The organism is Streptomyces sp. ADI95-17 (genome assembly GCF_003846175.1).
In the GTDB taxonomy this organism is placed as follows: domain Bacteria; phylum Actinomycetota; class Actinomycetes; order Streptomycetales; family Streptomycetaceae; genus Streptomyces; species Streptomyces sanglieri.
Map to the genome: position 1 here is coordinate 401,317 of NZ_ML123049.1, position 2,622 is coordinate 403,938.

Below are 2,622 nucleotides of genomic sequence, written 5' to 3' on the forward strand. Positions count from 1 at the left end.
CCAGCAGGGTCTGCTGGCCGAGCTGCACACCGCCGATGCCCGGACCAGGCCGTGACCTGACGCCGGCGGCGTCAGGCCTTCTTCAGGAACTGGGTCTTCAGGACCAGCCCCTTGACCTTCTTGGTGTTGCACTCGACCTCGTCGGCCCGGCCGGTGAGGCGGATGTTCTTCACCAGGGTGCCGCGCTTGAGGGTCTCGGACGTCCCCTTGACCTTCAGGTCCTTGGTCAGAGTGACGGAGTCACCGTCCTCCAGGGCGGTGCCGTTGCTGTCCTTCACCACGATGTCGCTCATCGGTCTTTCCTCGCTGTCCGGGTTGTTCGGGTGTTCGGGCTGTCAGGCTGCCGCGCCACTGCCGTGGGCGAGCCGCTACAGGGGCAGGGTGATCCAGATGCTCTTGCCGCGCCCGTCCGCGTCCGCGCGGACGACGGCGCTGCCGCCGAGCTGGAGGGTGAGCTCGACGACGGTCGCCAGCCCTCCGGAGCCGGTGCCGGAGCCGGTGCCGGTGAACGCGTCGTGCAGGGCGGGCTGGTGGGGGTGACGGTCGTGGACGGCGAACGCGAAGGTGTCCGGACCGCCCGCGAAGACGACCGTCAGGCTCGGAGAGAGTTCCGCGGCGTGCCGGACGCTGTTGGTGACCAGCTCCGCGACCATCAGCAGCGCCGGATCCACGCAGGGGTGGCGGCGGCCGACGCCCCACTCCGCCAGGACCTGCTCGGTGGTCTCGCGGGCGATACGGACGGCCGACCCCATGGCGGGCACGGTCAGCACATGCCGGTACGGGAGGGCTTCGAGCCCGGTGCTCACTTCGCCTCCGGGTGGATGTCGACGAGGGTGTCGTGGGTGAGAGGGCCGGTCCGGTCGGTGGCGGGAGCGGCCCCGTCGAGGCCGGCGGGCAGCAGCCCGGCCCGTTGCAAGTGGCTGCGAGCCCCGGCGATCGCCTCCGGCGTGGTGGCGTACTCCCGGCCCTTCGCCCGGAGCAGCTCCAGAGCGCCGACGGAGTCCAGTGCCTGACGCTGACCGGGGCGGATGCCGGACGTGAGTACGGCGATGCCGCGCCGGTCGAGCCGCTCCACGGCGTCCTTGAGCACGAGCGCGCCGGTGGCGTCCAGGGTGGTGACCCGCGACATCCGCAGGATCACCACGCGGACGTCGGAGACCTCGGACAGTTCGAGGAGGAAGCGGTGGGCACCGGCGAAGAACAGCGGCCCGTCGATGCGGTACGCGACGATGTGCTCGGCCAGCAGCGCGTGCTCCTCCTCGGTGTGGTCGCCGGGCAGGTCGGGCCGGAGGTCCACCCGGTCCATCCGTGCCTGGCGGGCCACCGCCCGCAGCGCCAGCGCCCCGGCGACGACCAGGCCGATGATGACCGCGTACACGAGGTCCAGGGCCAGGGTCGCCACCGCGGTCAGCACCAGGACGGTCGCGTCCGCACGGGTGGCCTTCGCCATCGCCCGCAGCGAGCCGACCTCGACCATGCGGATCGCGGTCGCGATCAGCACCCCGGCCAGCGCGGCCAGCGGGATCCTGGAGACCAGCGGGGCGGCGGCGAACACGATGACCGCGAGCACGGCGGCGTGGAAGAGGGCGGCGAGCCGGGAGGAGGCTCCGGTGCGGACGTTGACCGCGGTGCGGGCGATCGCACCGGTCGCGGGCACCCCGCCGAACAGCGGGGCGGCGATGTTCGCCAGCCCCTGCCCGAACAGCTCCTTGTCGGGGTCGTGCCTCCGGCCGACCGTCATGCCGTCGGCGACCTGAGCGGACAGCAGGGACTCCAGCGCCGCCAGGGCGGCGACCGCGACCGCCGGGGCCAGCAGCGAGCCCAGTGCGGACGGATCGACGAAGCCGAGCGACGGAGCGGGCAGCCCCGCCGGGAGATCCCCGATCGGGGCGGCGGCGTCCAGATGGAAGAGCTGCGTCACGAGGGTCGCGGCGATCACCGCGACGATCGAGAACGGGATGCCCGGCCGCAGGCGGGCCCCCGCCAGCATCACCACGACCACCCCGGCCGCCAGCGCCAGGGCGGTCGGATTCGGGGAGTTCACGAACGCCTCGACGGCGTGCCAGGTCACCACGAGGACCTTGTCGCCCTCCGGCCCGGCCACCCCGAGCGCGTTCGGGACCTGCTGGAGGCCGATCACACACGCGATGCCCAGGGTGAAGCCCTCCACCACCGAGGCGGGGATGTACGCCATGTACCGCCCGGCCCGCGCGACGGCGAGGCCGAGCAGCATCAGCCCGGCGATCAGTCCGACCATCAGCACGCCACCGGTGCCGTACCGGGCGACGATCGGCACCAGCACCACCGTCATCGCCCCGGTCGGCCCGGACACCTGGAGGCCGGAGCCGCCGAAGACGGCTGCGACCGCACCCGCGACCACGGCCGTGGCCAGCCCGGCCTCGGCGCCCAGGCCGGAGGAGACCCCGAAACCCAGCGCGAGCGGCAGCGCCACGATGGCCACCGTCAGCCCGGCCAGCAGGTCCCGGCGCGGATCACGGCCCATCGCCGCCAGATCGGCACGCGAAGGCAGCAGCGACCGCAGCCGGGCACCGCCCTTCGCCAGGAGGGCGCTCACCGGGCCGTGACCTCGGTTTCCCGCAGCTCGGCCAGCAGTTCGTTCTG

General features: G+C 73.2%; 3 protein-coding genes. All 3 read right to left on the reverse strand.

Features of this window, described 5'->3' with window-relative positions; all coding sequences use genetic code 11:
• Positions 1–71 precede the first annotated feature (71 nt).
• The 3 genes from EES42_RS28575 to EES42_RS28585 all read right to left on the reverse strand — a co-directional run bounded on the left by EES42_RS28575 (position 72) and on the right by EES42_RS28585 (position 2,575).
• Positions 72–293, reverse strand: a complete 222-nt coding sequence (locus EES42_RS28575) for an alkylphosphonate utilization protein (protein ID WP_124721159.1) — start codon at positions 291–293, stop codon at positions 72–74.
• A gap of 75 nt (positions 294–368) precedes the next feature.
• Entirely contained in the window at positions 369–806 is a 438-nt protein-coding gene (locus tag EES42_RS28580) for an ATP-binding protein (protein ID WP_124721160.1), read from the reverse strand.
• Positions 803–2,575, reverse strand: coding sequence for a SulP family inorganic anion transporter (locus tag EES42_RS28585; protein ID WP_124721161.1), 1,773 nt, complete (start codon positions 2,573–2,575; stop codon positions 803–805). The genes EES42_RS28580 and EES42_RS28585 overlap by 4 nt, the downstream gene beginning before the upstream one ends.
• Positions 2,576–2,622 lie beyond the last annotated feature (47 nt).